This window comes from Bradyrhizobium iriomotense (genome assembly GCF_018130765.1).
Classification (GTDB): Bacteria; Pseudomonadota; Alphaproteobacteria; order Rhizobiales; family Xanthobacteraceae; genus Bradyrhizobium; species Bradyrhizobium iriomotense_A.
In genome coordinates this window covers 1-26,345 of sequence record NZ_JAFCJZ010000001.1, presented here as the reverse complement: position 1 = coordinate 26,345, position 26,345 = coordinate 1, and the positions used below count along the sequence as shown (strand labels likewise).

The 26,345-nt window shown below is 65.1% G+C and carries 23 protein-coding genes and 1 tRNA gene; 14 read left to right on the top strand and 10 right to left on the bottom strand.

Annotated features, from left to right (window positions below):
• Positions 1-57: 57 nt before the first annotated feature.
• Positions 58-1,281, top strand: a complete 1,224-nt coding sequence (locus JQ635_RS00120; protein WP_211407870.1) for a GGDEF domain-containing protein — start codon at positions 58-60, stop codon at positions 1,279-1,281.
• A 123-nt stretch (positions 1,282-1,404) separates the two neighbouring features.
• On the opposite strand, the gene mfd is transcribed toward JQ635_RS00120, so the two are convergent.
• Positions 1,405-4,923, bottom strand: coding sequence for a transcription-repair coupling factor (mfd, locus tag JQ635_RS00115; RefSeq protein WP_211407869.1), 3,519 nt, complete (start codon positions 4,921-4,923; stop codon positions 1,405-1,407).
• Positions 4,920-5,210 (bottom strand): succinate dehydrogenase assembly factor 2, encoded by a 291-nt coding sequence (locus tag JQ635_RS00110; RefSeq protein ID WP_211407868.1) that lies wholly within the window; start codon positions 5,208-5,210, stop codon positions 4,920-4,922. Before JQ635_RS00110 ends, mfd begins: the two co-directional genes overlap by 4 nt.
• 183 nt (positions 5,211-5,393) lie before the next feature.
• On the opposite strand from JQ635_RS00110, the gene recG reads away from it, so the two are divergent.
• Positions 5,394-7,502, top strand: a complete 2,109-nt coding sequence (gene recG, locus JQ635_RS00105; RefSeq protein WP_211407867.1) for an ATP-dependent DNA helicase RecG — start codon at positions 5,394-5,396, stop codon at positions 7,500-7,502.
• Here recG and panE read toward each other — a convergent pair.
• The 4 genes from panE to glmS all read right to left on the bottom strand — a co-directional run bounded on the left by panE (position 7,499) and on the right by glmS (position 12,261).
• On the bottom strand, positions 7,499-8,428 hold the full coding sequence (gene panE, locus JQ635_RS00100; RefSeq protein ID WP_211407866.1) for a 2-dehydropantoate 2-reductase: 930 nt from the start codon (positions 8,426-8,428) through the stop codon (positions 7,499-7,501). The two genes, recG and panE, sit on opposite strands and share 4 nt — an antisense overlap.
• A 193-nt stretch (positions 8,429-8,621) precedes the next feature.
• Positions 8,622-9,479, bottom strand: coding sequence for an NAD(P)-dependent oxidoreductase (locus tag JQ635_RS00095; protein ID WP_211407865.1), 858 nt, complete (start codon positions 9,477-9,479; stop codon positions 8,622-8,624).
• A gap of 105 nt (positions 9,480-9,584) precedes the next feature.
• Complete coding sequence (locus tag JQ635_RS00090) at positions 9,585-10,355, bottom strand: DUF502 domain-containing protein (RefSeq protein ID WP_211407864.1); 771 nt, start codon at positions 10,353-10,355, stop codon at positions 9,585-9,587.
• Between the two features lie 79 nt (positions 10,356-10,434).
• Positions 10,435-12,261 carry a glutamine--fructose-6-phosphate transaminase (isomerizing) gene (gene glmS, locus JQ635_RS00085; protein ID WP_211407863.1) on the bottom strand — a complete coding sequence of 609 codons (1,827 nt, stop codon included), beginning with the start codon at positions 12,259-12,261 and terminating at the stop codon, positions 10,435-10,437.
• 220 nt (positions 12,262-12,481) lie between these two features.
• On the opposite strand from glmS, the gene JQ635_RS00080 reads away from it, so the two are divergent.
• Positions 12,482-12,700, top strand: a complete 219-nt coding sequence (locus JQ635_RS00080; protein ID WP_063684828.1) for a hypothetical protein — start codon at positions 12,482-12,484, stop codon at positions 12,698-12,700.
• A gap of 9 nt (positions 12,701-12,709) precedes the next feature.
• Here JQ635_RS00080 and JQ635_RS00075 read toward each other — a convergent pair whose 3' ends face one another.
• Positions 12,710-12,895: a hypothetical protein gene (locus JQ635_RS00075; RefSeq protein ID WP_211407862.1), complete on the bottom strand. Its 186-nt coding sequence runs from the start codon at positions 12,893-12,895 to the stop codon at positions 12,710-12,712.
• Between the two features lie 45 nt (positions 12,896-12,940).
• Positions 12,941-14,296: a bifunctional UDP-N-acetylglucosamine diphosphorylase/glucosamine-1-phosphate N-acetyltransferase GlmU gene (glmU, locus tag JQ635_RS00070; RefSeq protein ID WP_211407861.1), complete on the bottom strand. Its 1,356-nt coding sequence runs from the start codon at positions 14,294-14,296 to the stop codon at positions 12,941-12,943.
• Positions 14,297-14,461: 165 nt separating this feature from the next.
• Between glmU and JQ635_RS00065 the strand changes: the two genes are divergently transcribed.
• Positions 14,462-15,820 carry a hypothetical protein gene (locus tag JQ635_RS00065; protein ID WP_211407860.1) on the top strand — a complete coding sequence of 453 codons (1,359 nt, stop codon included), beginning with the start codon at positions 14,462-14,464 and terminating at the stop codon, positions 15,818-15,820.
• 151 nt (positions 15,821-15,971) lie between these two features.
• A complete protein-coding gene (locus JQ635_RS00060) occupies positions 15,972-16,352 on the top strand; it encodes a hypothetical protein (RefSeq protein ID WP_211407859.1) in 381 nt (126 codons plus the stop codon).
• Here the strand turns inward: JQ635_RS00060 and JQ635_RS00055 are convergent.
• Positions 16,312-17,976, bottom strand: a complete 1,665-nt coding sequence (locus JQ635_RS00055) for a beta-(1-6) glucans synthase (RefSeq protein ID WP_211408454.1) — start codon at positions 17,974-17,976, stop codon at positions 16,312-16,314. The genes JQ635_RS00060 and JQ635_RS00055 overlap by 41 nt on opposite strands.
• A gap of 221 nt (positions 17,977-18,197) precedes the next feature.
• Between JQ635_RS00055 and JQ635_RS00050 the strand changes: the two genes are divergently transcribed.
• The 8 genes from JQ635_RS00050 to JQ635_RS00015 all read left to right on the top strand — a co-directional run bounded on the left by JQ635_RS00050 (position 18,198) and on the right by JQ635_RS00015 (position 24,229).
• Positions 18,198-18,794 carry a beta-1-3, beta-1-6-glucan biosynthesis protein gene (locus JQ635_RS00050; RefSeq protein ID WP_211407858.1) on the top strand — a complete coding sequence of 199 codons (597 nt, stop codon included), beginning with the start codon at positions 18,198-18,200 and terminating at the stop codon, positions 18,792-18,794.
• A 217-nt stretch (positions 18,795-19,011) separates the two neighbouring features.
• Complete coding sequence (locus JQ635_RS00045; RefSeq protein WP_211407857.1) at positions 19,012-21,681, top strand: glycosyltransferase; 2,670 nt, start codon at positions 19,012-19,014, stop codon at positions 21,679-21,681.
• Positions 21,682-22,004: 323 nt separating this feature from the next.
• Positions 22,005-22,080 (top strand) — tRNA-Lys (locus JQ635_RS00040).
• 95 nt (positions 22,081-22,175) lie between these two features.
• Positions 22,176-22,454 carry a hypothetical protein gene (locus JQ635_RS00035; protein ID WP_211407856.1) on the top strand — a complete coding sequence of 93 codons (279 nt, stop codon included), beginning with the start codon at positions 22,176-22,178 and terminating at the stop codon, positions 22,452-22,454.
• Positions 22,455-22,694: 240 nt separating this feature from the next.
• Entirely contained in the window at positions 22,695-22,853 is a 159-nt protein-coding gene (locus JQ635_RS00030; RefSeq protein ID WP_211401905.1) for a hypothetical protein, read from the top strand.
• Positions 22,854-22,950: 97 nt separating this feature from the next.
• On the top strand, positions 22,951-23,109 hold the full coding sequence (locus JQ635_RS00025; RefSeq protein WP_211408487.1) for a hypothetical protein: 159 nt from the start codon (positions 22,951-22,953) through the stop codon (positions 23,107-23,109).
• 184 nt (positions 23,110-23,293) lie between these two features.
• Positions 23,294-23,464, top strand: a complete 171-nt coding sequence (locus tag JQ635_RS00020; protein WP_211401906.1) for a hypothetical protein — start codon at positions 23,294-23,296, stop codon at positions 23,462-23,464.
• Between the two features lie 522 nt (positions 23,465-23,986).
• Complete coding sequence (locus JQ635_RS00015; protein ID WP_211407855.1) at positions 23,987-24,229, top strand: hypothetical protein; 243 nt, start codon at positions 23,987-23,989, stop codon at positions 24,227-24,229.
• A gap of 39 nt (positions 24,230-24,268) precedes the next feature.
• Here the strand turns inward: JQ635_RS00015 and JQ635_RS00010 are convergent, their stop codons facing one another.
• On the bottom strand, positions 24,269-24,937 hold the full coding sequence (locus JQ635_RS00010) for a hypothetical protein (protein ID WP_211407854.1): 669 nt from the start codon (positions 24,935-24,937) through the stop codon (positions 24,269-24,271).
• Positions 24,938-25,310: 373 nt separating this feature from the next.
• On the opposite strand from JQ635_RS00010, the gene JQ635_RS00005 reads away from it, so the two are divergent.
• On the top strand, positions 25,311-26,345 hold a 1,035-nt coding region (locus JQ635_RS00005; RefSeq protein ID WP_211407853.1), incomplete at its 3' end, for a transposase.

The following is a 26,345-nucleotide window of genomic DNA, read 5'->3' as shown; positions in this document are numbered from 1 at the left end:
GCATTAAGGCGGCCAATCTAGATTGCGCGGCACCTGTTGCGTGATCAGAGCTTTTCGATGTCCCAGGCGGGCCCGATCCTGTTTGTGTCCAATGCCGAGCGCCCCGCCTTCGTTGCGGCGCTGGACGAGGCCCGTCTCTTCCCCGTGGTCGATACCGACTGGGCCAGCGCGACGCGCGCGGTCGAGCAGGTGCAGCCGGCCGCGGTGCTCGCCGCGATGCACAGCGGACATGAGCCGCATCTGGCGCTGCTCGCCAGGAAGATCGCCGACCAATCGCCCTACCTTCCCTTCGTGGCCCTGGATGCTGCGGGCACGCTGCCGCACAACGCCCTGCCCTTCGCGTCGCGCGGCGGCCAGCCCGACCGTCTGAGCGCGCGACTACGCGCTGCGCTCCGCGTCCGCACCCTGCATTCGACCGTGCTTCGCCGGCTGCCCGAGGCGAAGGTCACGCTGCCCGAGGGCGACCCCTCGCGCGATGCCACCGTGCTGCTGATCGGCCGCGGCGCCGCTTATCCCGCACTCTCCGTCGCACTCGGCGAGCGCGTCGGCGTGGTCGGCGCGCTCTCGATCGAGGCCGCGGCGAAGCATCTCAACACCCGCGACATCGACGGCGTCGTGCTCGCCGAAGGCTTTACCGCGCGCGTGACCGATGCCTTCCTCACGGTGCTCGCCGAGGACACCCGCTTCCGCACCCTGCCCGTAGTCGTCACCGCGCACCAGATCGTGCAGAGCTACGACCTGCCCAATCTGGAGCTGATCGCGGGCGAGCCGGCGAGGATCGCCGCCAACGCGCTGCCGCTGATCCGCCAGCATGCGATGGAGGCCCAGCTGAGCCGCACGCTGCGCTCGATCGATGCCGGCGGCTGGCTCGATCCGCGCAGCGGCCTGCTCACCACGGAAGCCTTCGCCCGCGATTTTGCCAAGGCGGTCGAGCAGACGCAGGCCCGCGGCGGCGGCCTGTCGGTGGCACGTTTCGCCTTCGATCCCAACAATCCCCGCGCCCAGCTCGATGCGGCACGCATCCTCAGCCGCCTGATGCGGCAGATGGATTTTGGCGCGGCCCAGAAGGACGGTTCGGTCATCGTCGTGTTCGCCGAGACCGACTTCCGCACCGCGCACATGATCGCGCGCCGGCTGTCGGCGGTGATGCGGCATACGTCGAACGGCAAGCACGAGATGCGCAGCGATCCCGTCATCAGCGTCGACTCGCTATCGCCGTCGGATACGGCGCGGTCGTTGCTGGCCCGGCTGTCGGCCGACGCGTCAAGGGCGGCGTCGTAGTCACGACCTCGCTGCCGTAGGGTGGGCAAAGGTGCACTTGCGCCGTGCCCACCATCTCTTTCTGATCACAACGAATGGTGGGCACGCTTCGCTTTGCCCACCCTACGAGATCTCGCTTCGCCGCTACGCCGCCTTCTTGCTCTCCGCGAGCTGGGCCAGCTGGCGCATGATCTCCGTTGTCCCGACGAGGCGCTCCTCCGGTGTCTCCCAATCCTGCAGGAACACCACCTTCATGTCGGGCCGCACCTTGGCGGCCTGGCCGTAGCTGCGGATGAAGGTCACCAGACGATCGGGATAGGCGAAGGAATTGTCGCGGAAGACGATGACGGCGCCCTTCGGGCCGGCGTCGATCTTCTCGACATTGGCCCTGCGGCAGAACGCCTTGATCGCGGCGACCTTGAACAGGTAGCGCACCTCGTCGGGCAGCACGCCGAAGCGGTCGCGCATCTCCGCGCCAAAATTCTCGATCTCCTCCTCGGTGTCGAGATCGGCGAGGCGCCGGTACAGCGACAGCCGCACCGAGAGGTCGCTGACGTAATCCTCCGGAATGAGCACGGGCATGCCGATGGTGATCGACGGCGACCAGCGGTCGGCGGCGGGCTCTGAGACGCCGGCCTTGAGGTTGACGATCGCCTCCTCCAGCATCGATTGATAGAGCTCGAAGCCGACCTCCTTGATGTGCCCGGACTGCTCCTCGCCGAGCAAATTGCCGGCGCCGCGGATGTCGAGGTCGTGCGAAGCGAGCTGGAAGCCAGCGCCCAGCGTCTCCAGCGATTGCAGCACGGTGAGCCGGCGCTCGGCCTGCGCCGTGATCTTCTGCTGCGCCGGCAGCGTGAACAGCGCGTAGGCGCGCAGCTTCGAACGGCCGACGCGGCCGCGGAGCTGATAGAGCTGGGCGAGGCCGAACATGTCGGCGCGGTGCACGATCAGCGTGTTGGCGTTGGGGATGTCGAGACCGGACTCCACGATGGTGGTGGACAGCAGAATGTCGAACTTGCCGTCGTAGAACGCGGTCATGATGTCCTCGATCACGGCGGGCGGCATCTGGCCGTGCGCGACCGCGACCTTCATCTCCGGCACGTTCTTGTCGAGGAAGTCCTTGACCTCGGCGAGATCGTCGATGCGCGGCACCACGTAGAACGCCTGGCCGCCGCGATAGCGCTCGCGCAGCAGGGCTTCGCGGATCATCAAGGGATCGTGCGGCGCGACGAAGGTGCGGACCGCGAGGCGGTCGACCGGGGGCGAGGCGATGATCGAGAGCTCGCGGACGCCGGTGAGAGCCAACTGCAGCGTGCGCGGGATCGGCGTTGCCGACAGCGTCAGCACATGCACCTCGGAGCGGAGCGCCTTGAGACGCTCCTTGTGGGTGACGCCGAAATGCTGCTCCTCGTCGACGATGACGAGGCCGAGGTCACGGAACTTTATGGCCTTGCCGAGCAGAGCATGGGTGCCGACGACGATATCGACCGAACCGTCGCCGATGCCCTTCTTGACCTGGTTCAGCTCCTTGGTCGCGATCAGGCGCGAGGCCTGCGCCACGTTCACTGGAAAGCCCTTGAAGCGCTCGGTGAAGGTTCTTGCGTGCTGGCGCGCGAGCAGCGTGGTCGGCACCACGACGGCGACCTGCTTGCCTTCGAGTGCAACGGCGAACGCCGCACGCAGCGCCACCTCGGTCTTGCCAAAACCGACATCGCCGCAGATCAGACGGTCCATCGGACGGCCAAGCTCGAGGTCCTTCAGGGTGGATTCGATCGCCCCTAGCTGGTCCTCGGTCTCATCATAGGGGAAGCGCGCGCAAAACTCGTCATAGAGGCCCTGCTGCACCGGCAGTTTCGGCGCCTCGTGCAAGTGGCGCGCGGCAGCGATCTTGATCAGCTCGCCGGCGATCTCGCGGATGCGGTTCTTGAGTTTCGCCTTGCGGGTCTGCCAGCCGGAGCCGCCGAGGCGATCGAGCTCGACCGTGGTCTGGTCCGAGCCGTAGCGCGACAGCAGCTCGATGTTCTCGACCGGGAGGAACAGTTTTGTCTCGGCGGCATAATGCAGCTCGAGGCAGTCATGCGGCGCGCCGGCGACGTCGAGGGTCTGCAGGCCGATGAAGCGGCCGATGCCATGCTCGACGTGAACGACGATGTCGCCGGCGGCAAGGCTCGTCACCTCCGAAATGAAATTGTCGAGCTTGCGGCTGGCCTTGCGCGGCCGCACCAGGCGGTCGCCAAGAATGTCCTGCTCGCTGATGAGCGCGATCTCGTCGGTCTCGAAGCCGCTCTCGAGGCCGAGCACGGCGAGCATGGTCTCGTTGCGCGGGGTCGCCTGCACCGTGCGCCAGCTGTTGACGCTGGTGGTATGGGCGAGCTTGTGGTCGCGCAGCATCGAATTCATGCGGTCGCGCGAGCCTTCGGTCCAGAGCGCGATCACGACCTTCTTGCGCTGGGCCTGCAGCGCCATGACGTGGCTGACGACGGATTCGAACACATTGACGGTGGTGTCGTTGCGCTCCGGCGCGAAGTCGCGGCCCTTGCGCGCGCCGGCATCGACGACGCTCGTTCCGTCAGTCGGCACCGAGAACGACGTCAGGCGCGCCAGCGGGATCTCGCCAAGGCGCTTGGCCCATTCCTCGTCGGTCAGATACAGCCGGTCGGGTGGCAGCGGCTTGTAGATGGCGCCGCCGCCGGGATGCTCCATCGCCTCGCGGCGGGCCTGGTAGTAGTCGAGGATCTGCTTGAAGCGCTCGCGGACGGCGTCCTCGGCCTGCGGCTCGATCGCAACAGTCGCGCCCTGCAGATAGTCAAACACCGTGTCCATCCGATCCTGGAACAGCGGCAGCCAGTGCTCCATGCCGGGATGGCGACGGCCCTCGCTGACGGCCTCGTACAGCGCATCGTCGCGCTCGGGCGCGCCGAACTCGGCGACATAGCCCATGCGGAAACGGCGGATGGTGTCGGTGACGAGCTGGAATTCGGAGACCGGCACGAGATCGAGCGAGCGCATGTCGAGCAGCGTGCGCTGGGTCTCGGCGTCGAAGGAGCGGATCGATTCCAGGCTGTCGCCGAAGAAGTCGAAACGCACCGGCTGTTCGAGGCCGGCCGGAAACAGGTCGAGAATGCCACCGCGCACGGCATATTCGCCGGGCTCGCGCACGGTGGACGAGCGGTTGTAGCCGTTGTGCTCGAGCCAGGCGACGACGGTGTCCATCGGCACGACATTGCCGGGCGCGACCGACAACGCCTGCGCCGCGACGAGCTCGCGCGCAGGCACGCGCTGCACCACCGCATTCACCGTGGTCAGCACGATCAGCGGCTTGTCGCTGCCGGTGAGCGAGGCCAGCCGCGCCAGCGTGGTCAGGCGCTGGGCGAGAATGCCGCCATGCGGAGAGACGCGGTCATAGGGCTGGCAGTCCCAGGCCGGAAAGGTCAGCACCGGCAGATCGGGCGCAAAGAACCGCAGCGCGCGCTCGAGCTGCTGCATGCGTGCGCCATCGCGGCAGACCACGGCAAGGCTGACCGCCGGCTTCTTTGGCCGCGCCGCGATCGCGCGGGCGAGATCGGAGACAACGAGGCCTTCCGCGCCCTCCGCGACATTGGCAAGCGTCAGCGCGCGGCCGGCCGTGAGCAGCTCGGCCGGCGATTTCATCCCCTGCTTCATGCGCTGCCGTCCGCGATCGGAAACGCCTTGATGCGGGCAAACAGCGCGCCGGTGACGTCGGCCGGCAGCACCTTGTCGCCGGTGATGGCGGCATAGAGGTCGGGATCGTTGACCTCGAGCAGGCGCTCGAGCTCGCCGAGCTCGGCGTCGGACAGGTTGCCGATCTCGGCATCCGCAAAGCGGCCAAGGATCAGGTCCATCTCGCGCGTGCCGCGGTGCCAGCAGCGGAACAGAAGCCGCTTGCGGCGATCATCCAGCCCGCTGCTCGATCGTGTCGTTCCCGTCATGTCTCAAATCCAGTCAAACGCAGAAAGCCCGGACGTGCCGGGCGGGGGTGATATAGCCACTCGGGGTGCCCATGTCAGCCCTCGATTTGTCATGGCCGCCGACCGTATCGGGACGCGAAAAAAGTCGTGGATGCCCGGCACAAAGCCGGGCATGACGGGCCAAAACGATCCTAGATTCGCCTGATGCGCCCCAGCCTGCTCAATCCGCTGTTTGCTCCCGTGACCAGCCTGCCCGGCGTCGGTCCGAAGCAGGACAAGCTGCTGCAGTACCTGCTCAGCCGCAACGAGACGCCGCGGCTGGTCGACCTGCTGCTGCATCTGCCGAGCCAGGTCATCGACCGCCGGGCGCGGCCGAAAATCCGCGACGCGGCCGTTGGAACCATGGTGACGCTGGAGGTCACCGTCGATCGCCATCGCCCGCCCCCGCCGCGTAACGCGCGTGCGCCGTATCTGGTCTATGCCAGCGACGATACCGGCGATGTCGTGCTCACCTTCTTCCGCGCCAAGCCCGGCTATGTCGAAAAACTGCTGCCAATGGGGGAGAAGCGCTACGTCTCCGGCACGCTGCAGATGTATGACGGCATTCCGCAGATCGTGCATCCGGACCGCGTGCTCGACGAGGAGGCGATTGCAAAGCTCTCGGGGATAGATCCGGTCTATCCGCTGACGGAGGGGCTCGCGCTCGGCTCGCTGCGCCGCGCGATCGCGCAGGCGCTGCAGAAGCTCCCCGCCTTGCCGGAATGGATCAGCCCGGAGGTGATGCGCCGCTGCCACTTCCCGCCAATCGCGGAAGCGCTCACGCGCGTGCACCAGCCGGTCGAACTCACGGACATCCTGCCCGACCAGCCGTTCTGGTCGCGCCTCGCCTTCGACGAGCTCCTGGCCGGCCAGCTCGCCCTCGCGCTGATCCGCGCGCAGCTGCGCCGCCCCGCCGGCGTCCGCAATGCCGGCGACGGCCACCTGCGCAACAAGATCATCGACGCCCTGCCCTATGCGCTGACGCTTTCCCAGCGCAACGCCGCGGCAGCCATCGCCGAGGATCTGAAGCAGCCGGTGCGCATGCTGCGCCTGCTTCAGGGTGACGTCGGCTCCGGCAAGACCGTGGTGGCGCTGCTCGCGGCCGCCGCCGTGGCCGAAGTCGGCAAGCAGGCCGCGCTGATGGCACCGACCGAAATTCTGGCGCGCCAGCATATCAAGACCATTGCCCCGCTCGCCGAACGCGCGGGGATGAGGGTCGCAATCCTCACCGGCCGCGAGAAGGGCAAGGAGCGGCGCGAGCTGTTGGCGCAACTTGAAGCCGGCGAGATCGACCTTCTCGTCGGCACCCATGCGCTGATCCAGGACGATGTGATGTTCCACGATCTCGCGCTCGCCGTCGTCGACGAGCAGCACCGCTTTGGCGTGCGCGAGCGCCTCGCATTGACGTCCAAGGGCGAAGCCGTCGACGTGCTGGTGCTGAGCGCCACCCCCATCCCGCGCACGCTGGTGCTGACCTATTTCGGCGACATGGACATCTCCGAGCTGCGCGAAAAGCCCGCCGGCCGTCAGCCGATCGACACCCGCGCGGTACCGATGAGCCGGATCAGCGAGGTCATGGACGGCGTCGGCCGCGCGCTCGAATCCGGCAAGCTGGTTTACTGGATCTGCCCCTTGGTCGAGGAATCCGAAGCCGAGGGTACCGAGCACCTGACCAACGCGACCAAGCGGTTCGAGAGCCTGCAAAAACGTTTCGGCGAGCGTGTCGGCCTCGTCCACGGCCAGATGAAGGGCACCGAGAAAGACCGCGTGATGGGCCAGTTCGCGGCCCACGAGATCGGGCTCCTTGTCGCGACCACAGTGGTCGAGGTCGGCGTCGACGTGCCGGCCGCCACCATCATGGTGATCGAGAACGCCGAGCGCTTTGGCCTTGCCCAGCTGCACCAGCTGCGCGGCCGCATCGGGCGCGGCACGGAGGCCTCGACGTGCATCCTGCTCTACGGCGAGCCGCTCGGCGAGATGTCGAAGGCACGGCTGAAAGTGATCCGCGAGACCACCGACGGCTTCCGCATCGCCGAGGAGGATTTGAAGCTGCGCGGCGAAGGCGACGTGTTAGGGGTGCGCCAGAGCGGCCTGCCCGGCTACCGCATCGCGCGCTCGGAGGTCCACGGCCAGCTCATCACCCAGGCTAGAGACGAGGCGCTGCGCATCCTCAAGGACGACCCCAAGCTGAAGGGCGAGCGCGGCGAGGCGCTGCGGTGCCTGCTGTATCTGTATGAGCGGGACGAGGCGATCCCGCTGATCGGGGCGGGCTAGCTCCCTGCCCTTCGCCGCCCGACCTCGTAGGCCGCCACATGCGCGCGGGCCAGATCCAGCAGCGGCGTGTCGATGCCGAGCGCGCGGGCCCGATTGGCCATATCGCCCAAAATATGCTCCGCCTCGGTGATCGAGCCGCGCTCGATATCGCGCAGCATCGAGGCCTTGAGCGGCGAGTCCAGGGTCGTGAAGAGTTTTCGGTCGAACTCGATGAACGGCGCGCGCGGCTCGAAACCCGACGCCGTCGCAACGGCACAGCATTCGGCGAACAGGCGGAAAATGGACTGCTCGCCGTTCGGCACGGCCAGGATGTCGCCGATACTCGCGCGCATCAGGCAGGTGATGCCGGCAAGTGTGCTGAGCTGGACGAATTTCTCCCACATGTCCTGCATTATCGCTTCGCTGGCGCGCACGTCGATACCGGGGACCTGGAGCAGCGCTTCCAGTGCGAGCGCACGCTCGCTCAGCGCCCCCTCGATCTCGCCGAAGACAATCGTCTGACTGGCCATGAGCTGGACGACACGCCCCTCCGCATCGAGCCCGGCACTGACGTTCGCGAGCCCGCCGAGGACGCGCGCGGCGCCGAACCTTGTGGTCAGGGCGTCGATATGTTTCAGCCCGTTCAGGATGGGCAGGATCATCGTGTTAGCACCGACGGCCGGAGCAAATTGACTCATCGCATCGTCGAGGGAATAGGACTTTACGCCGACAAGCACGACGTCGAACGCCCCCTTGAGATCACTTGCCACAAGAAGCTTCGGCTGCACGGCGAAGTCGCCGTGCGGGCTCACGACCTGCAGTCCGTTCCGCCGCAATTGCTCCGCCCGCTTCTCGCGCACCAGAAAGGTCACGTCGCGGCCCGCTCGGACGAGGCAAGCTCCATAATAGCCGCCAAGCGCCCCCGCGCCGATCACTAACACTCTCATTCGAACTCCCGTTGCAGGGGACTGCGTCCGCAGAACAATAGCAGATGGCCCCCGCGACGTCTCCTCCTCGTCATTGCGAGCGCAGCGAAGCGATCCAGAATCCCTCTGCGGAAAGATTCTGGATTGCTTCGCTTCGCAATGACGATGCGGATGAAGTTCTGCACACGTCAATCAGGCTGACTAGGCCAGATGACTAGGACTTCTTCTGCGCGATACTCGCAGCGAATGCCCTCATCAGCTCCGCATCCAGAGCCTTGCCATTCGCATCCTCCGCGAGGTACTCGAACCAGCGCGCAAAACCCTCATAGATCTGACTGGCCGGGTGATCGGTGCCGAGGAATCCGGAAATCTCCCGCATCTCTGCGACCCAGCGATAGGCTTTCGGAATCATGTCAGGCAGCGCTACTTCGAGCCGCGCCAGAATCGCGGGTTGGCTCAGCGCGAGTTCGTCGCGCAGAGCATCCGCCGCGCCCGCCTTCGTCGCCGCGATCACCATGGCCGAGCCGATGCCGGCGAGGCCCTTGACGATGCCGGCGTAGGACATTTTCAGCGCGGAGGCCGCGCCGACCGGTCCCTCGACGATCCGCACGTCGAGGCCGAGATCCCTGAGCACCGCGACGTCCTTCGCGTACTCGCCGGACATGTAGAAGGCCGGGCTCTTGCCGCCTCGCTGCGGCGGGAATCCGATGATACCGCCGTCGACGAACGGCGCCTGCGCCGAGCCGATAATCTCCTCGATTCTTTGCACGGTGTCGACATTGACCGCGTTGCAGTCGACCACGACCGGCTTCTTCGCGCGCCGGACGATCAGCGCGGCCAGGCGTTCGGCGAGTGCAACGGCTTCGCCCGGTGGCACGATCGAGAGGATGATGTCGGCGTCTGCGATCGCGTCGTCCTCGGCGCCGATCATGCCGGCATCCGCCGCGCGTTTCTGCGTCGCCTCACTCCGCCCCTTCAGCGAGGTCAGCACCCGCGCGCCGTTTTCGCTGAGGCGGCGGGCCACGGCGCTGCCCATGGCACCGGGCGCGAGGATCGCAATGGTCTTTGACATCGTGCACTCCAGGTCGAATTGCGAGCGAGGCGCTCAATTCAACCGGAACACTAGCAGAGGACGAAACTGCTTGCGTGAATGCGGCCATCCAAAACGGGAATGGCCCTACTCCACCTTCGCAGGCTGGGGCTGCAACGTCGTCGAGGCGTTGGCGATGCGCGCGGCATTGGCCATGCCCGCGAGCGCGGCCACCTTCTTCGGGTCGGGCGCCGAGCCAGGCTGCACCACGCCGGCCGACATGATCAGCGTCGCGGCATCTTCGGCGCTGAGATCGACCTCGATGATCTTGCTCTTGGGCACGTAAAAGAAGAAGCCGGTGGTCGGGTTCGGCGAGCACGGCAGGAACACCGAGACATGTTCCTCTCCCGGAAGGCTGCGGGCGATGTCCTCGCTCGGCGACTGCGAGATCAGCACGATCGACCACATCCCGGGCGAAGGAAACTCGACGAGGCCCACTTTGCGGAAGCTCGAGCCCTTGCCCGAGAACAGCGTCTCGAACACCTGCTTCAGGCCGCGATAGATGGCGCGCACCGCCGGGATGCGGCCGAGGAAGGTCTCGCCGACATCGACCAGCGTGCGGCCGATCAGGTTCGCGGCGAGGAAGCCGACCAAGGTCAGCGAGAAGAATGCGACAATCAGTCCCCAGCCGGGGACGCCGTAGGGCAGATAGGTTTCGGGCCGATAGGCCAGCGGCACGAAAGGCCGCACCACGCCGTCGACCCAGGTGACGAACCACCAGACCAGATAGAGGGTGATCGCGATCGGCCCCGTCACGACGAGGCCGGTCAGGAAATAATTGCGGAAGCGGCCCATCAGGCCGGTATGCGGTTCCGGAGCGGGATCAAGCGGCGCGGGGACGTCGTCGCGGGTGGTCATTCGGGTTCCAGGTCAGTCGCTGCACTCAAGCTAGGGTCTTCTAGCAGGTTTTGGAAGAGTGCAGCCCGGTCCCTTCTGCCTATTCCACGGTCACCGATTTCGCGAGATTGCGCGGCTGGTCGACGTCGGTGCCCATGATGACAGCCGTATGATAGGCGAGCAGCTGCACCGGGACGGCATAGACCATCGGCGTGAACGCCGCCGCCATGTCGGGCATGACGATAGTGACGAGGGAATCGACGGTCGCCTCTTCCGCGCCCTTGGCGTCGGTCATCAGGATGATCCTGCCACCGCGGGCGGCGACCTCCTGCATGTTCGAGACGGTCTTCTCGAACACCCGGTCGTAGGGCGCGATGACGACGACCGGCATGGTCTCGTCGATCAGCGCGATCGGGCCGTGCTTGAGCTCGCCGGCAGCATAGCCCTCGGCGTGGATGTAGGAGATTTCCTTCAGCTTCAGCGCGCCTTCGAGCGCAAGCGGGAAGCTGGTGCCGCGGCCCAGATAAAGCACGTCGCGCGACTTCGCGATCTCGCGCGAGAGCTTCTCGATCTGCAGCTCGGTGGTGAGCGCATCCGACATCAGCCGCGGGACCTCGACCAGGCCATGGACCAGCTTGGTCTCGTCCTCGTCGGACAATTCGCCTCTGGCCTTGCCGGCCGCGATCGCAAGATTGGCGAGCACCATGAGCTGGCAGGTGAAGGCCTTGGTCGAGGCGACGCCGATCTCGGGACCGGCCAGCGTTGGCAGCACGGTCTCGCTCTCGCGCGCGATGGTCGAGGTCGGCACGTTGACGACGGCGATCGTGTGCACACCCTCGGCCTTGGCGTAGCGCAGCGCGGCCAGCGTGTCTGCGGTCTCGCCTGACTGCGAGATGAAGATGGCGAGATCGCCCTTGCGCAAGGGCGCCTCACGGTAGCGGAATTCGGAGGCGACATCGACCTCGACCGGCACGCGCGCAAAACGCTCGAACCAGTATTTTGCGACGAAGCCGGCATAGCTCGCGGTGCCGCAGGCGGTGATGTTGATGCGCTGGATAGTCTTGAAGTCGAACGGCAGCTTGACCGGCAGCGCGACGCGCTCGGTGGCCATGTCGACATAGCGCGCTAGCGTGTGGCCGACCACTTCCGGCTGCTCGTGGATCTCCTTGGCCATGAAGTGGCGGTAATTGGCTTTGTCGACCAGCGAGGTCGACGCGGCGTGCCTGATCTTCTCGCGCTGGACGGCGTGGCCATCCTTGTCGAAGATGGTGGCGCTCTTGCGGGTCAGTACGACCCAGTCGCCGTCCTCGAGATAGCTGATCGTGTCGGTGAACGGGCCGAGCGCGATGGCGTCGGAGCCGAGATACATCTCGCCGTCGCCGTAACCGATCGCGAGCGGCGGGCCGTTGCGGGCGCCGATCATGAGATCCTGGTCGCCGGCGAAGATGAAGCCGAGCGCAAAGGCGCCGCGCAGGCGCCCCAGCGCCAGCTTCACCGCTTCCACGGGCTTGTTGCCGCGCGTGAGCAGATCGTCGACGAGATGCAGCACGATCTCGGTGTCGGTCTCGGTGTGGAACACCGTGCCCTTCTTTTCGAGCTCCTCGCGCAGCTCGCGGAAATTCTCGATGATGCCGTTATGGACCACGGCGACGCGCTCGGTCGCATGCGGATGGGCGTTGTTGACGGTCGGCTTGCCGTGGGTGGCCCAGCGGGTGTGGCCGATACCGGTCGTGCCCTTGAGCGGCTCGGCTTCCAGCCGCTTCTCCAGATTCTTCAGCTTGCCCTCGGCGCGGCGGCGCTCGAGATGCTTGCCTTCGAGCGTGGCGACACCCGCGGAGTCGTAGCCGCGATATTCGAGACGTTTGAGCGAATCCACCAATTGCTCTGCAACCGGCTCGCGCCCGAGAATGCCGACAATCCCGCACATGCGGATCAATATCCCCCAAATCGTCGAAAAATCGCCAAAACGACGCGCTCAGTTTTTAGCGAAATTCCGAGGGAACCATATACTCAATAATTATTGCCGATTGAGACAGCATTCGCCTGCACCACGGCAAGCCTGCGTCGATGTGGCTGGCCTTTAACCCCGCACGTTAACTTGTTGTCAACAAGTTTGACCAACGATTCCGGGGTAGGAGAACAAGGCCATGAAAGGCTCATCCGACCGCAAAGGTCTGTCGTCGTTGTATCTGCGTGCCAGTGAGACCTCGGGCACGCACCTCGCCCATTGGCCGCCGCCCCAGCGCGGCAAGGAAAGCAAGCCCGTCTTCGTCAAGCATGTGCAGGGCGAGCCGGCCAAGCGCGCCAAGCCGCGCGGCTGGCGCCTGACCCGCGCCATCTTCTCCGAATTCGCCGACGACGAATAGCCGCGCGCCTCACCACCCCAGCACCAGGGCAAACACGAGAAAGACGACGAACGCCCAGAACGCCAGCCCGGTGACCAGCGATGCGATCTCGGTTGGGCGGGGCTCGCCGACCTGTTCCAGCACCCATCGTCCCGGCGGCTTGATGACGCGCTCGACGAGGAATGAGATCGTCTCGTCGATGAAGTCGTCGTCCATGAGCGCAGCCCTAACAATACCGATCGGGGGCCGGCACTCCGCCGCTCATTTCTCCGGCTTCTTGCCGCCCGTCTTCATCTCGCGATAACGCGCCGCGCCGCCTTCCCGGATGGTCTGCTGGTTGCGCTCCAGCGCCATGGCGTCGTCAGGCACGTCCTTGGTGATCACCGAGCCGGAACCGATATAGGCACCACTGCCGATTTTCACCGGTGCGACCAGGGAGGAGTTGGTGCCGACGAAGGCGCCCTGCCCGATCACCGTCTTGTGCTTCTTGAAGCCGTCGTAGTTGCAGGTGATGGTGCCGGCGCCGATGTTGGAATTGGCACCGACGGTGGCGTCCCCAATGTAGGAGAGATGGTTGACCTTGACGCCGGCCTCCAGCGTCGCCGCCTTGGTCTCCACGAAATTGCCGATGCGCGCGCCGTCGCCGAGCGAGGTGCCGGGACGAAGCCGCGCATAGGGACCGATCGAGACCTTCTTGCCGAGCGTGGTCTCGACGATGTGCGAGAAGGAATGAATCACCGCGCCGTCGGCAATCGAGACGCCCGGGCCGATCACCACAAACGGCTCGATGGTGACGTCCTTGCCGAACACGGTGTCGGCGGAGAGATAAACTGTCTCCGGCGCGATCAGCGTGACGCCGGCCTCCATCGCCGCTTTGCGCAAGCGCGCCTGCATCACGGCTTCGGCCTCGGCGAGCTGCGCCTTGGTGTTGATGCCGCGCACCTCGTCCTCGCTGGTTTCGATCACCACGGACTCCCATCCCTGCTTGCGGACGATTTCGACGGCGTCCGTCAGATAATATTCGCCCTTGGAATTGGCATTGCCGATCTTCTCGAGGATGTCGAGCGCACGGCGTCCGTCGATCGCCATCACGCCGGCATTGCACAGATCGATCTTGCGCTCGGCTTCGCTGGCATCGGCCTGTTCGCGGATCGCGACCAGGCGCTCGCCCTCGACGATGAAGCGGCCATAGCCGGTGGGATCGGCGGCGCGGAAACCGAGCGCGGCGATCGCGGCCCCCTTCGCGAGCGGCGCACGCAGCCGCGCAAAGGTCTCGGCCGAGATCAGCGGCGTGTCGCCGAACGCGATCAGGAGATCATCGGCGCCGCGCGCAATGGCCTCGCGCGCCGCCAGCACCGCATGCGCGGTGCCGAGCCGTTCGCTTTGCACGAAAGTGAGCGCGTCGGGGCGGATGCGCTTCGCCTCCTCCGCCACCGCCTGATGATCGGGGCCGATCACGACGGCGAGCGAGGTGCCGGTTCCCTTCGGCGCGGCGGCGAGCACATGGGCGAGCAGGCTCTGGTGAGCGACGGGATGCAGCACCTTCGGCAGGCTCGATCGCATACGCGTGCCTTCACCGGCGGCGAGCACGATCGTGAGGCTGGAACGGGCGGTCATCGCAATCCTGTCAGATACGGCCGAATCAATTGGCGGCAGGCCGCCCTCGTGAGCTGCCGCCTTGCTACCCCCGCAAACGCCCGGAATTCAAGTGCGACCGAGTTTTCCTGTTAATGTTCCCTGATTGATTCGGGGAAGCCGGACAGGGCTGGGCATTTAACGTTCATGGCAAAGGATTCCGACCCACTGGCGGATGCCTTCGGCACGAAGGAGACCGGCGGGCTGTTCTCCGGATTTTTGGCCGAGGAAAGCGCGTTCGACCGCCGCATGATGTGGCGGCTGGGCTCGTGGGGCGCGGCCGCCGTCGGTGCCGTCGTCGTCGCCGTGATGGCCAACCAGGCCCAGCTCGGCTGGCGCCGTGACCAGGTTGCCTCGGCCGATCTCGCGCGCCAGGCCGACCGGTTGCAGCTGCTGACCAGGGAAAGCCAGAACGAGGCCCGCCGCCTGGCCGCCGCCATCGAGACACTGAACACCGATCGCGACCGGCTCTACTCGCGCGTCACCGTGCTGGAGCAAGGCCTCGATTCCGTCACCGGCGCGATCGCCAGGCAGAGCACGAAGGCGCAGGACGCGCCGGCCCCTGACGCGCAGCCCGCGGCGGCTGCGCCCAGCGTCGGGCCGGTTGCCTCGGTGCCGGCGCCCTCCGGCGACAAGTCGCGCGCGGCCGCCAAGGACCAGGCGAAGGAGCCTGCAAAAGACACGGTGAAGGACGCAGCGAAGGATCCGGCAACTCCGCCGCCGCAGAGCGCGGCTGCCGCCTCGCTGGTTTCGCAGGCGCCGGCAACGACCTCGGCGCTGCCGATGCTCCCGCTGGTGCCGTCCAAGTCGATCATGGCGCCGCCTGATGCCGCCGCATCCAAGCTGGTTCAGCCCGAGGCGGACAAGAAGCCGGAGCCCGCGACCGAAGTCGCCGCGGCCGCACCAGCCAAGGCGCCGGAGACGGCCGAGAGCGAGGCGCCGGCGATCGCGGTCCAGCAGACGCGCTTTGCGATTGATCTCGGCGGCGCCAACTCGATCGACGGCCTGCGCGCGCTCTGGCGCGGCGTGACCAAATCCAATCCGGAAGTCGCGGCGCTGCGGCCGATCATCATGATCAAGGAAGGCGGCAACGGTATGCAGCTGCGCCTGGGGGCCGGCCCGCTGATCAATGCCGCCGCAGCCGCAAAGCTCTGCGCCGGACTATCCGAGAGCAGCCGCCATTGCGAGACCACCGTGTTCGACGGCCAGCGGCTGTCGATGCGTGGCGGTTCGGAGAAGGCGCAAGACAAGGGACAAGAGAAGTCCCAGGACCGGGTTCAGGAGAAGAGCACCGACAAGCCCCAGGACGCGGCGCCGCAAGCCGAAACTGCGCCAGCGCCCGCGCCAAATGCAAAGCCGGACAAACGCCGCCGCAGCTATTCCTCGAAGCGATCCTCGAAGCGCGAAGAGCCCGCGCCTGCGCCGGCGCCGCAGCAGCCCGCAGCGCAGGCAAAGCCGGAGACGGCGTCGGCGGGATCGACGCTGACGTCGTTCTTCAGGCGGTAGTGGGCTTCGTCTTAGGGAGCAGAAAGTCGAAGCGCGGGCGATCGGCGACATATTCGCGCTGTGAATCCCGTTCCGGATTTGTCAGGCAGACTTGCTGAAAACCTCCACCTCCCCTGTTGCCCCATCCCCCCTTCCCGACCATATTGCACCCATGAGAAAAAAGCCCTTCCGCCTCACGCCCTACCAGGTGCAGTTCCTGATCGTCGTCGGCTTCGCATCCGTCGGCTATGCGCTTTACTTGCGCTATCTCGGCATTGAGCTCTCGACCGTCGGCCTTGCCTGCGACGCCGGCCTGCAGACGCTGATCTGCAAGGCGCGCTCGGTGTCGACCGTGCTGTTCAAGAATTCGGTGTTCGGCATCGTCGCGCTGGTGGTGGCGACGCTCAACCTGATGCGGCCGTCGATCGTGCTTCTGACCGTCGGCATCATCGCCGCCGGCCTCGGCATCGTGCTCTACAATGTCGTGCTGTCGGGCCTTGCGATCGGCCTGCTCATTCTTGGATTTGCTCGGCCCGCGCCCGCCACAGCGTGAGCGCAAACAAGAGATAGATCGCGCAGGTCCACAGCGACTGCCAGTTGTCGCGCCCCTCGTTGATGAGCACGTAGATCGCCGACAGCGCGAGCACGCCGGCGAACACCGCTTCCGCGATCGGACGCTGGCCGATCTGCGGCCGGTTCAGCATCAAGAGCGCGAACGGCACCACCGCCATCGTCAGCGAGGCGTAGGGGAAGTCGTGGTAGCGGGGGTCGAACACGAAGCCGAGCGCGGTCTCGGCCGCGATCACCGCGGTCACCGCCAGCGTCAGGCCGAGCACGGCGGTGAGCTTCGACCATTTCCGGCCCTCGCGCGGACCGAGCAGATCGAGGAAGGTCGGCAGGCTTCGGCCGATCACCATCGCCTGCGCGCAGAAGATCGGCGACAGGATGCCGGCGAGCAGCAGCGCGCCCCAATGCACCCAGCCGCCGAGGCCGAGGCTCTCATAGTACATCTTGTCGGCGCCGATCCCGAGCAGGCTCCCCGCCGTCGTTGCCGAGATGGCGACACCGAGCCAGGCCGAGAAGCGCGGCGTCCATGGCCGCCGGCGCAGCGTGATCAGCGCCACCGCGAACACCAGCACGCACAGGCCCATGCCGGCGCCCATGTACCATTTCCAGTACGGGAAATTGCTGATCGGCTGACCCGGCGGATATTTCAGGTTCCGGCGCACCGAGTCATAGAGTCCCCAATAGCCGCCAACGGTCCCCTCCAGCTTGCGCTTCCACGGCTGGTCGTAGGACTCGATCAGGTTGACGCGAAACTTGTTCGCCTTCGCAAGGCTGAGGATTTCCGAGACCACGCGCGCCTGGTTGGTGCGAGACGGCAGCGCGCCCTCGCGCATGCGCCCCGCGCTCGGCCAGCCGGTTTCGCCGATCAGGATCTCCTTGCCGGGGAACGCCACCGCCATGCGCTCGCGGATCGCCTCGACATGGGAGGCGGCGAATTTCGCCTTGACCGGAAAGTCCTCCCAATAGGGCAGGATGTGGATGGTGACGAAGTCGACGGCGTCATAGACCTCGCGGTTCTTCAGCCAGAACTCCCAGACATCGGCATAGGTGACGGGCACGCTGACCTGCGCCTTCACCGAGCGGATGATGGAGACGAGATCGGCGGTCGTCATCTCGCCGCGCAGCAGCACCTCGTTGCCGACGATGACCGCGGTGATGACGTTGGGGAAGTCCTTGGTGAGACGGACGGCGAGCGCGGCCTGCTCGAGATTCTTGGTGCGGTTGCTGGAGAGCCAGATGCCCTGCAACACCTTCAGACCGCCGACCTTGGCGGCGATCGCCGGAACCTGGTCGAGCCCGTTCTCCATGGAATAGGTGCGAACGCAGTCGGTGATCTCCTTGAGCTGGCGCAGGTCCTGCTCGATCTGGTCGGCGTCGATATGGGTCCATGCGTTCAGCGGCGACTGCTCGCCGCGGAACGGCGCATAGGAGACGCATTGAACCTTATCGGCAGGATCAATCGGAGCGCGCGCGAGCGTGATTGGCGTGGCCAGCCACCACCACACGGCAGCAATCGCACCCAGTGAAACGAGCAGAAGCGCCAGTGGCGTACGAAGAGAAATCGGTTCCGTCCTCCGCGAGGTGCCGTCGATTACCTGCTCGCACGCCATCTGCCAAGGGGGCACTCCGGGTGGATCCCTCGCGCCCCCAAGGAATTTACCTGCGGCCGTTCGACAGAGACCTAGGATCGTGACTTTGCTGGACAAAATTCGAAATACAGGTCATGGGACTCGGCGGGAATTTTCCGCCGCATTGGAGACCCATTTGGACGCCATCACGACGCGTCCGCGGGATCCTGACGCGGGCGGTCAGTGGAGAAGTTGGGGAATTCATGCGGCAACGGGTGCGTCAGTCACGAAATGCGGTCCTGCGGCAGTTCGCCGCCACCTTGGCCGTCTCCGCCCTTCTTGGTCTGGCCGGCCTTAATAGTGCCTCCGCCCAGAGCGGCACGCCGGCCCCCGACCAGGGCAAGGCCGCCGCCCAGCCCGCCGACGCCGCTGCCAAGGACGCCGCCCAGAACCAGCGCCGCACCGACGAATTCGCCGAAGCTGCGCAGGTCATCAACGGCCCGGCCGGCAACCCCGAATGCGTCTGGCTCGGCCGGCGCGTGGTGCGGCTGATGTGGCGGGATGACCTCGATACCGCGTTCCGCCATCTCGACCTCTACGACCGCTTCGGCTGCCCCGGCGGCCATATCCAGGCGGCGTTCCGCTGCCTGACCCGCTTCGGCGGTCAGATCGATCCCAAGGTCGCCGAGACCCTGGACAGCCGTGTGCACGCCTGCTGGATCAACCCGGCCTCCCAGCCGCAGCAGGCCGCGGCCACGGCCTCCCAGCCGGCTGCGCCAACCACCGGCAACGTGCCGGCCCCGCAGCCGGCCGCGAGCCCCTCGCCTGCGGCAAGCCCGACACCGGCACCCCAGAAATAGCCGCCGGTCGCTTCAGCCTCCGTTCAGGAACGATCGGCCATAGACGCGGTTGGCACTGCCACGCGTTGCTCGAAAAGCCCATGCCCTCATAAGGACATGAGCCCATGACAGTTGTGAAACCGCGCGGCAGAGGTATGCTCCATTTGCCGCGGACTTGGTCGGATCTCGGGGTCGGATCCGCTTCCCTGCCCCCTCAGCCCCTTTTGGTTTAGCCGCGATGCGCGTTGTCGCCGCCGTTCTGTTGCTCGTGTCCGCGCTTCACGCCGGGCTGTGGGGAGTCTTGCGCGACAAGGAACCCGCTCCCGATTTCAGGGGTCTGCTCCCCAGCGTCTCCTACGCGCCGTTCGAAGGTTCGGCCCATCCCGACATCGACAACATCCCGAGCATCGAGAAAATCCGCGCCGACCTGAAGACGCTGTCGACGATGACGCGCGCGATCCGCCTCTACTCGTCGACGGGTGGCGTGGAACTGGTGCCGCCGATCGCCGCCGAGTTCGGCCTCAAGGTCACCGTCGGCGCCTGGATCGACAAGGACAAGGACCGCAACGAGCGCGAGATCAAGGCCGCCATCGAGCTTGCCCGCAAGAACAGCAACGTCGTCGGCGTCGTGGTCGGCAACGAGGTGATCTACCGCGGCGAGCAGAAGGTCGAAGACCTCATCGACATGATCAAGAAGGTGAAGGGCTCGGTCCGCGTGCCTGTTACGACCGGCGAGATCTGGAACATCTGGCGCGACAATCCCGACCTTGCCTCCAACGTCGATTTCATCGCCGCGCACGTGCTGCCCTATTGGGAAAACTTCCGCTCGGATCAGGCGGTCGACCAGGCCGTCGACCGCTACAACCTGCTGCGCAATTTGTTCCCCGGCAAGCGCATCGTGATCGCCGAGTTCGGCTGGCCGAGCCAGGGCTACAATTTGCGCAACGCCGACCCCGGTCCGTTCCAGCAGGCGCTGACCCTGCGCAACTTCGTCAGCCGCGCCGAAGCCATCGGCATGGAATACAACATCGTCGAGGCCATCGATCAGCCCTGGAAATTCTTCGAGGGCGGCGTCGGTCCGTACTGGGGCATCCTCAACGCCAGCCGCGAGCCGAAATTCGCCTGGACCGGCCCGGTGGAGAACCCTGACTATTGGAAGCTGATGACGATCGCACTCCTGGTCGGCATCCTCCTGTCGCTGCCGATCCTGCGGCTTGAAAAGCCGACCGCGAAGCAGGCGTTCCTGCTCTCGGCGACCGCCAACGGTGTCGGCGCCTGGGCCGCCACCGTGTTCGCGTTCTGGAACGGGCACTATTTCATCTTCGGCTCGGCCTTCGCGCTGACGCTCGGCATGATCCTCCTTATTCCCCTCGTCCTGATCGCGATGGCGCGCATCGACGAGATCGCGGCCGTCGCCTTCGGCCGGCCGCCGCAGCGGCTGCTCGCCAAGGGCAAGCCGGTCGAGAACGTGCCGGAGAACTACTATCCGAAGGTCTCGATCCACATCCCCGCCTACTTCGAGCCGGTCGACATGCTGAAGCAGACGCTGGATGCGCTGTCGCGGCTGAACTATCCGAACTACGAATGCGTCGTCATCATCAACAACACGCCCGATCCCGCCTTCTGGCAGCCGATCCAGGACCATTGCCGCGCGCTCGGTGAACGCTTCAAGTTCATCAACGCCGAGAAGGTGCAGGGCTTCAAGGCCGGCGCGCTGCGCATCGCGATGGACCGCACCGCCGTCGATGCCGAGATCATCGGCATCCTCGATGCCGACTATGTCGTCGAACCCGACTGGCTGAAGGACCTCGTGCCGGCTTTCGCCGACCCGCGCGTCGGCCTCGTGCAGGCGCCGCAGGAGCATCGCGACGGCGATCTGTCGATCATGCACTACATCATGAACGGCGAATATGCCGGCTTCTTCGACATCGGCATGGTCCAGCGCAACGAGCTCAACGCCGTCATCGTGCACGGCACGATGTGCCTGATCCGTCGCGCCGCCATGGACATGGCCGGCGGCTGGTCAAGCGACACGATCTGCGAGGACTCCGATCTTGGCCTTGCGATCCAGGAGCTCGGCTGGGTCACGCACTACACCAACACCCGCTACGGCGCAGGCCTTCTCCCCGACACCTACGAGGCGTTCAAGAAGCAGCGCCATCGCTGGGCCTATGGCGGCCTGCAGATCGTGAAGAAGCACTGGCGCCGCTTCCTGCCGGGCGCAAGCCGGCTGACGGCGGACCAGAAGCGCGAATACGGTCTCGGCTGGCTGAACTGGCTGGGCGCGGAAAGCCTCGGCGTGGTCGTGGCGCTGCTCAACCTCGTCTGGGTGCCGATCGTCGCCTTTGCCGACATCGCCATTCCCGACAAGATCCTGACGCTGCCGATCATCGGCGCCTTCATCGTCTCGCTGGTGCACTTCCTGTCGATGTACCGCGCCCGCGTCGCCATCAAGCCGGGCCAGATGCTCGGTGCCATGATCGCGGCGATGAGCGTGCAATGGACGGTGTCGCGCGCGGTCGCGCAGGGGCTCATCACCGAGCACATCGCCTTCGCGCGCACCTCCAAGGGCGGCCTTAGCAGGATGTCGATCGAGTTCCAGGCGTTCTGGGAGGCCGTGATCGGCATCCTGCTCCTGGTCGGCGCCGGCGTGCTGGTGGCCTCCAACAGTTTCCGGCAGATCACCGAGATCTACATCTTCGCCGGCGTGCTGGTGCTGCAAAGCCTGCCGTTCCTCGCCGCGGTCGCCATCGCCATCCTCGAGCTCAGCCGCATCAACTCGTTCCAGTTCTGGCGTGACAGCGCGATCCGGACTGCCGAGCTGATCGGCCTGCGCCCGGTCGCCCTGCCGACCCCCGCCGGCACGCCGCAGCCGGTGCCGAACGAGGTCCGGCGGGAAGCGAACTGACCGGACGTCCAAACCTGGGCGTCCAAGACCCCGCGATTAAAAGTCATGGGGTCTTTGGGCGTGGATGAAGGCCCATCAATCGACTCGAAAATCCAGGCCTAAACTGCGGACACCGCAAGCAAATCCCCGCTCCTGCCGCGAGTTTCGGCAGCCGCCCCCGCTATTGACCTCGGCAGCCACTCCCCCTACACAGCGCGAGCCGAAAGCATGATCCGGAAACAGCCGGTTTTCCCCGAAACGCGAGTTCAGCGTGGCGGCAAGACATGTTTCTCGAATGTCCGAAGACGATGGCGATCTCTCTGCAAAGCCATCAGCGGCCATGGGAGCGCGTAGCTCAGCCGGTAGAGCACGTGACTTTTAATCACGGGGTCCTGGGTTCGAGCCCCAGCGCGCTCACCACATTGATCTCCAGACAGATTTTGCTATCTGAGATCGGCCTCACGAGCCCACCGATCGTGATCGGGCAAGCGGAGCGGCGGCGAAGGGGAATGGTGATGCGGAACGGATCGATCGGCAGCTTCACGGTCAAGGTCTTGATCGTCGCTTTGATCCTGACCGTCTCGACGCTCTATACCGTCTCCTTGTCGCTGCAATGGATTGCCGAGACTTTCTCCGGCGGCCCGGAGTTTTGGCTCAAAGCGGAAAAGAGCCTTTATCGGTTCGCGGATCAACCCGACCTCCCCCCGGAAAAGAAGGCGAAGATCGTCGCCGCGCTCAAGAAGATCCGCGAGAAGAACCAGTCCTATATCGACGCGCTGACCGGCAAGGAATAAGGCCCGCCAGCGTTAGCGTGTAGTCACCCTCGCCGAAGGATGTTTGCTGGAGGCGAGATCAATTCGGTGCGCGGCCACCGTCATTGCAGTTTCGAAGACGATGGCGATCTCTTGCAAAGCCATCCGCCGCCAAGGGAGCGCGTAGCTCAGCCGGTAGAGCACGTGACTTTTAGGAACATTCCCACGCGCGGGGAATCTTACAGTCGCAATTGATCCTGTGTGTTGCTCGTGGATCGAACGATGGAAAAAGCTCTTGCCTATGCCATCTCGGCGCTCCTCGTGGGCTTCGGTGCCTGGATACTCATCGCTGGCCTTTCCTCCGGTTCACCCGTCCTATGGATCATCGTGGCGCTGGTCCCAATCACGATCGGACTCGTGAGCGCCTTTGGTCCGGTGTGAGTGCTGGGGAAAATCGGGGATGGGTCAGCGCCTCTGCATTTTCCGAATCGACGTTCCGTGGTCGCTCCGCTCATGCGTCGCGTTCAGGGGTTTAGGCGTGAGCCAGTTTCTATCGATGCTGCTGCTAGTGTCCGCCGTCGTTCTGACCGTCTGCTTCGGCGTGGCGGCCTGGCGCCTCTCTGACGAGAAGGATCTCGACGTCACTGGCCAGATCGCGCGCCAGTCCTATGGATGGAAGGCACCTCCGACCCGGTAAATTGCGCACGGCCGCTATTGGGCCGCCGTCCTCGTAAGAGATTACGGTCACAGTGTGCACTCAACCTATCTCGCTTACCGCCCTTGCTTGGCATCTGCCTGCAGTTCCAAGAGCCGTCTCCGTCAAAATGGCGGGAGACAACCCGCCGGAAATGTGTAGGATTCAAGAAAACCGGAGGAGCGGCATGTTTGAAATCAACGGTTTCGACACGGCGGGCGTCGTCAGCCTCAAGCGGCTTTCACTCACCGCCGCCCTCAAGAAAGCCAAAGAGCTTGTTGAGGACGGGTGCTGGGACGTTCAGGTCGTTGATCCAACCGGCCGGGTCTACACCTCATTCGAGGAGCAGGCCGCCTAGCCACTCCGCCTTCGCTATTCGGAAATCAGCCCCCCATCAGCTCGCCAGCGCGGGCCGACAACGCATTTGATCGCGGTGACTATCCGCCTCGGCCGACATTGGACGAGGCGCTGTTCAGCCAGCGCTGCGTTGCTTCATCGCTCCAGCCGGGGACCGCGAAGCGTGCCCGAGGATTTTCGTCTGCGCCGAAACGATCGACCGCGGGATGGCGCGGATGATGTGTGCGGGAGCGATGCGCCGTCGCAGCGTTCGCAGCGGTGCACAGGACAATCAACAGACCCAAGGCCAGAACAGAGCGCATCGTACCAGTTCCAATCGAACGCCGCCCGGGGTTGATGTGATGCGTCAACGATCCCGCCGCAATCCAACGCGGCATCACAGCTCAGCGATGCACACGTGACGGCAACACTGTTGCGGCGGCACGGACCAACGCTCAACTGCCGCGCGCCATGCCGTTGCCAATCAACTCGTTTGGGAGCACGCTCTCTCCAGGCGCTCAAGACGCCGTACAGGGAGAGACACATGAAGGAATCTGGCCTGGATGGCCGCCACCGCGACAAGGATGGCGCGATCAGCAAGAAGCACGGCAGCACGCTGGTCGGCACGTTGCGCAAGATCTACGGAAAGGGTTTTGCGGCCGGCTATGCCGATACGACCCAACTCAGCGAGGTGCTGCCTCAATTGAACGAGACGTCGCTGAGCCAGTTGCGCCGCGATCACGACACCGGGCATTTGCGGCACAAGATCGACCACGCCTCGAAGTGACGGGCTGCACTCGGCCAACCTTATTCAGTCAGGGAGCCTTCAGCTCTCCGGAGCCGCCGTCGCGGCCGGCGTGCTCAGCGGCGCGCCTCCAACCGACACGGGCCCGACAGGTTTCGACTCCCGAACCAGCAGCCGTTTGCGCATCGCTGCGGACAGTCCATAGCGCGCATTCGCTCGTCGAATGGAGGACGTGACGTCCGACATCATCGTGTTCTGCAGCGAGTCGACCTTCGCGATCAGCGTGGAGAGCTGCGAAGATATCTTCCTCACATCGACCCGCTCGTCCGTGATGCTCTGTCGCAGGGACAGGAGCACCAATGTATCCTGCTGCTGCAGAACTGCATTTTGCTGCACCAAGGCGTTGTTCTCCTGCAGCGAAGCCGTGTGTTGCTGCTGGGCCGACTGGATATCCTTCAAGGCGGCGACCACTGGATCCGGCTTTGGCGCGGATGATTCCGGGCGCGGAAACAGTTCGGCGAGCTTGCGGACATCCAGCGATGGAAGATCGGACGGCCATGTGTAGACGGCCGCCGAACCGTTGATGGCCAGGGCACAGACCGACAGGGCCAAGACCGATTTCCGGCTGGACCGCTTGGCCGGCACAGAAGCTTCCAGGGCTTCGGGTTCGGGGGCTGCGGCGGCTGCAAGGGCTGCAGGGTCGAGTTGTTCGACAAGGCCTTGCGTTCCGGACGTCGTGGTCATCTGCATTGACCTCATGAGCGAGCAAAAGGAAGCCGTCGCCGGAACGTCGTCGCGACGCCTCCTTTACGCAGCACCCATACACAACTGTCTAAAATTGTGAGCTTTTTGGATTAATTCCAGGTTAGCGGCCTGGCCGGCTGACGGGCCCAGTCACCCCGGCCGATTACGGGGTCCATGCGACGGGATGGTTCAAAACAGCTGACAATGCGTGTCGCTGCGGTCCACCGCACTCCCGGCCCCGCACGGCGCTCAATGGAAGCGCCAAACGTAAGCAGCCTTCTCCTCGGCGGATTTTCCGAAGTTGACAGAATGCCACTGTTTTGCCCGACGAGGCTGGGCAAGAATGTTGCTTTTTGGGAGTTGATGTAGGATTCGTCTTATGGCGAATCGCACGTTCAAGACCGGCGAGAGCCGGGAGCAACCCAGTCTGCTGCCTGCGCGGATTGAGGACTATGTCGGGTCGGACAATCCGGTCCGGGCGATCGAGAGCTTCGTTTGTGCGCTCGACCTTGCCAAGCTCGGCTTCCGCCACGCGGACCGTGGCGCGGAAGAAGTCGGGCAGCCGCCGTACGATCCTGCGGATCTGCTGAAGCTCTATCTTTACGGCTACACCAACCAGGTCAGGTCGTCGCGCCGGCTGGAGCGGGAAGCTGGCCGCAATCTGGAGCTGATCTGGCTGCTGAAGGGACTGAAGCCGGGCTATCGGACGATCGCCAACTTCCGCAAGGAGAACTGGAAGGCCCTGAAGGCAGCGAACCGGAGCTTCGTGCTGTTGGCTCGGGAGCTTGGGCTTGTCGGCGGCACGATCGTTGCGATTGATGGCTCCCTGTTCCACGGCGACGCCAGCAAGGCTTCCATCTTCACCCGCAAGCGGCTCGGCGAGCAGATCGCAAGGCTGGACCAGGAGATCGAGGCTTACCGCAAGTCTCTTGAAGACAATGATGCGGCAGAAGCCAAGAAGCCGGGGAAGGACCGCGCGGGCGGCGATGGCCGAGGAGATGGCGGCGATATCGGTGCGAAGGTCGCGGCACTGATGGCGAAGCGTTCGCGTGCCGAGGCCGATCTCGCTCGGCTGGAAGAGAATGGCGAGACACAACTGTCGCTGACCGATCCGGACGCCCGGCTTCTGGTCAAGAACGGTCAGGGCATTGCAGGCTACAATGTGCAGACCGCGGTTGATGACAAGCACAAGCTCATTGTCGCAAGCGAGGTGGTCAATGACAGCAGCGATGTCCGACAACTCTCTGCGATGGCCAGGGCGGCCAAAGAGGCCCTTGGAGCCGAGACACTGCAGGCGCTGGCCGATGAGGGCTATTACAGCAGTTTCGAGCTGAAGACGTGCGAGGACGAGGGCATCATTGCCTATGTGCCGCTGCCCGAAGGTAACGCGCGGCTCGAGAAGCAAGGCCGCTTT

Bases quoted from the DNA above. Each gene is read 5' to 3' on its own strand.
- JQ635_RS00120 (WP_211407870.1), top strand. From the start codon at position 58: ATGTCCCAGGCGGGCCCGATCCTGTTTGTGTCCAATGCCGAGCGCCCC.
- mfd (WP_211407869.1), bottom strand. From the start codon at position 4,923: ATGAAGCAGGGGATGAAATCGCCGGCCGAGCTGCTCACGGCCGGCCGC.
- JQ635_RS00110 (WP_211407868.1), bottom strand. From the start codon at position 5,210: ATGACGGGAACGACACGATCGAGCAGCGGGCTGGATGATCGCCGCAAG.
- recG (WP_211407867.1), top strand. From the start codon at position 5,394: ATGCGCCCCAGCCTGCTCAATCCGCTGTTTGCTCCCGTGACCAGCCTG.
- panE (WP_211407866.1), bottom strand. From the start codon at position 8,428: ATGAGAGTGTTAGTGATCGGCGCGGGGGCGCTTGGCGGCTATTATGGA.
- JQ635_RS00095 (WP_211407865.1), bottom strand. From the start codon at position 9,479: ATGTCAAAGACCATTGCGATCCTCGCGCCCGGTGCCATGGGCAGCGCC.
- JQ635_RS00090 (WP_211407864.1), bottom strand. From the start codon at position 10,355: ATGACCACCCGCGACGACGTCCCCGCGCCGCTTGATCCCGCTCCGGAA.
- glmS (WP_211407863.1), bottom strand. From the start codon at position 12,261: ATGTGCGGGATTGTCGGCATTCTCGGGCGCGAGCCGGTTGCAGAGCAA.
- JQ635_RS00080 (WP_063684828.1), top strand. From the start codon at position 12,482: ATGAAAGGCTCATCCGACCGCAAAGGTCTGTCGTCGTTGTATCTGCGT.
- JQ635_RS00075 (WP_211407862.1), bottom strand. From the start codon at position 12,895: ATGGACGACGACTTCATCGACGAGACGATCTCATTCCTCGTCGAGCGC.
- glmU (WP_211407861.1), bottom strand. From the start codon at position 14,296: ATGACCGCCCGTTCCAGCCTCACGATCGTGCTCGCCGCCGGTGAAGGC.
- JQ635_RS00065 (WP_211407860.1), top strand. From the start codon at position 14,462: ATGGCAAAGGATTCCGACCCACTGGCGGATGCCTTCGGCACGAAGGAG.
- JQ635_RS00060 (WP_211407859.1), top strand. From the start codon at position 15,972: ATGAGAAAAAAGCCCTTCCGCCTCACGCCCTACCAGGTGCAGTTCCTG.
- JQ635_RS00055 (WP_211408454.1), bottom strand. From the start codon at position 17,976: ATGGCGTGCGAGCAGGTAATCGACGGCACCTCGCGGAGGACGGAACCG.
- JQ635_RS00050 (WP_211407858.1), top strand. From the start codon at position 18,198: ATGCGGCAACGGGTGCGTCAGTCACGAAATGCGGTCCTGCGGCAGTTC.
- JQ635_RS00045 (WP_211407857.1), top strand. From the start codon at position 19,012: ATGCGCGTTGTCGCCGCCGTTCTGTTGCTCGTGTCCGCGCTTCACGCC.
- JQ635_RS00035 (WP_211407856.1), top strand. From the start codon at position 22,176: ATGCGGAACGGATCGATCGGCAGCTTCACGGTCAAGGTCTTGATCGTC.
- JQ635_RS00030 (WP_211401905.1), top strand. From the start codon at position 22,695: ATGGAAAAAGCTCTTGCCTATGCCATCTCGGCGCTCCTCGTGGGCTTC.
- JQ635_RS00020 (WP_211401906.1), top strand. From the start codon at position 23,294: ATGTTTGAAATCAACGGTTTCGACACGGCGGGCGTCGTCAGCCTCAAG.
- JQ635_RS00015 (WP_211407855.1), top strand. From the start codon at position 23,987: ATGAAGGAATCTGGCCTGGATGGCCGCCACCGCGACAAGGATGGCGCG.
- JQ635_RS00010 (WP_211407854.1), bottom strand. From the start codon at position 24,937: ATGCAGATGACCACGACGTCCGGAACGCAAGGCCTTGTCGAACAACTC.